A 1,744-nucleotide genomic window follows, 5' to 3' on the forward strand; every position below is an offset into this window, starting at 1 on the left:
GCCGTCAGCGTTGCGTCTTGCGCGAACGTCGCATCCCATTGCCCGAACGGCAGGTTACTGGTCACGATTAAACTGCCCTTTTCGTACAGCGCCGCGATCACCTGGAAGAACAGATTGGCCTGCTCGCGGTTCATCGGCAGGTAGCCTATTTCATCAATGATAAGCAAGCGGTAGGTCTTGATGGCCCGGTGCATCACCGTTTTTAAACTGTTTTGTGCATGCGCCGCGCTCAAGACCAGCAGCAAGTCCGATGCCGTGGTAAAACGCGTTTTGATGCCGGCCTGCGTCGCTTTGTAACCCAGCGCCATCGCCAGGTGGGTTTTGCCAACGCCGCTGGGACCTACCAACACCACGTTCTCGTTACGTTCGATAAATCCCAGTCCGGCCAGCTCTTCGATCTGGCTGCGCTTAACGCCTTTGGCGAAGTCGTAGTTGAACTCATCCAGCGTCTTGATCGCCGGGAAGGCCGCCATGCGCGTCATCATGCTTTGTTTACGCACGTTTCGCCCCGCGACTTCCTCACGCAGCAGTGCTTCCAGGAAGTCGCTGTAAGCCGTCTCCTCTTTGGCTGCCTGCTGAGCCGCCGCGCCGTAGCCTTGTGCCACGAAGCTGAGCTTCAGCGTTTCGCACAACTGAGCTATCCGTTCATGTTGCAAGTTCATGCCCTCACTCCTTGCCGGACATTAAACAGCAGTTGTTCATAGACCGCCAAGGGGTGCTGCGCAGGTGCCGCTTCTGCCAGACGTTCCATCACGATCACCGGACGGGGGGCGGGCACCTCTACGGCTTGCGTCTGCGGGCGCGCAGCGGCGATATCGCCGCGCCAGGGCACCGCCAGCGCCTGCAAGTGAGGTTGTTCCTTTACCAGTCGCGCCGCCGGTTTTTCCTGTGTCGTGCCGTGTACCCGATCGTTGGCGACGTCACGCAGCCAACGCGCCACTTCGGCATTGGCGGTGACGACATCAAGCTGCAAGCCGCCCTGTCTGAGGCGGCTCGCCAAAGGCACGTAAAACGAGCGGCGTAAATAACCGTTGAAACGCTCGACCTTGCCCTTGGTCTGTGCACGGTATGGCTGGCATAGCTTGATGATGAACCCGCTATGTTTGGCAAAGTCGAGAAAACCGGCATGGTAACGATGCTGACCCTCTCCGTACGCATCGCGTTCGAGCACCACGGTCTTCATGTTATCGTACAAAACCTTGCGCGGGATGCCGCCGAAGAAGGCAAAAGCCCGCTCATGACAGGTGATAAGCGTCGTCACTTTCATGTCGCTGACGAACTCAACATAACTGGCCCGGCTGTAGCCCATCGTGGCGCAGAACGCGTACAGTGGGGCAGCGCCTTTGCGGAACTCGACCCAATCAACCTGCAACTGTTCGCCCAACGCAGTCTCGAAGCGTACCTGCGGCTCTGCCGGCAGCACCGGGCGCAGTGAGCGCATGAATGCCCGTAGTTGGCTCAAGCCGCCCTGGTAGCCGCGCTCGACGATCTCGCGATGCAATACGGTGGCCGGTATCCAGTCTGGCCGTGCCGCCGTCTGCCGTTCGCGCAGATAGGCTTCGTACTCGGCCAGCTTGGTGACACGCTTAACCTTGCGTTCATATTTCGGCGCAGCCGTTAAAGCCAAGTGCCGTCGCACCGTGTTCACCGCGCAGCCCACTTCAGCGGCGATCTTGCGCAAACTAAAGCCATGTTTATTCAACAGTTGAATTTCCACACACACCTCGTTGGGTTTCAAGGCTGC

Annotated in this window: 2 protein-coding genes; both read right to left on the reverse strand. The window is 58.8% G+C overall.

The window, feature by feature from the left end:
• Positions 1-662, reverse strand: a 662-nt coding sequence (gene istB / locus FCN80_RS25785; protein ID WP_136993200.1) for an IS21-like element helper ATPase IstB, incomplete at its 3' end; no start/stop codon positions are given.
• The gene (gene istA, locus FCN80_RS25790; protein ID WP_136993202.1) at positions 659-1,738 is read right to left on the reverse strand and encodes an IS21 family transposase; all 1,080 of its coding nucleotides are present in this window, start codon (positions 1,736-1,738) and stop codon (positions 659-661) included. The genes istB and istA, both read right to left, overlap by 4 nt.
• Between the last annotated feature and the right edge of the window lie 6 nt (positions 1,739-1,744).

This window comes from Martelella alba, from assembly GCF_005217455.1.
GTDB lineage: Bacteria > Pseudomonadota > Gammaproteobacteria > Enterobacterales > Enterobacteriaceae > Acerihabitans.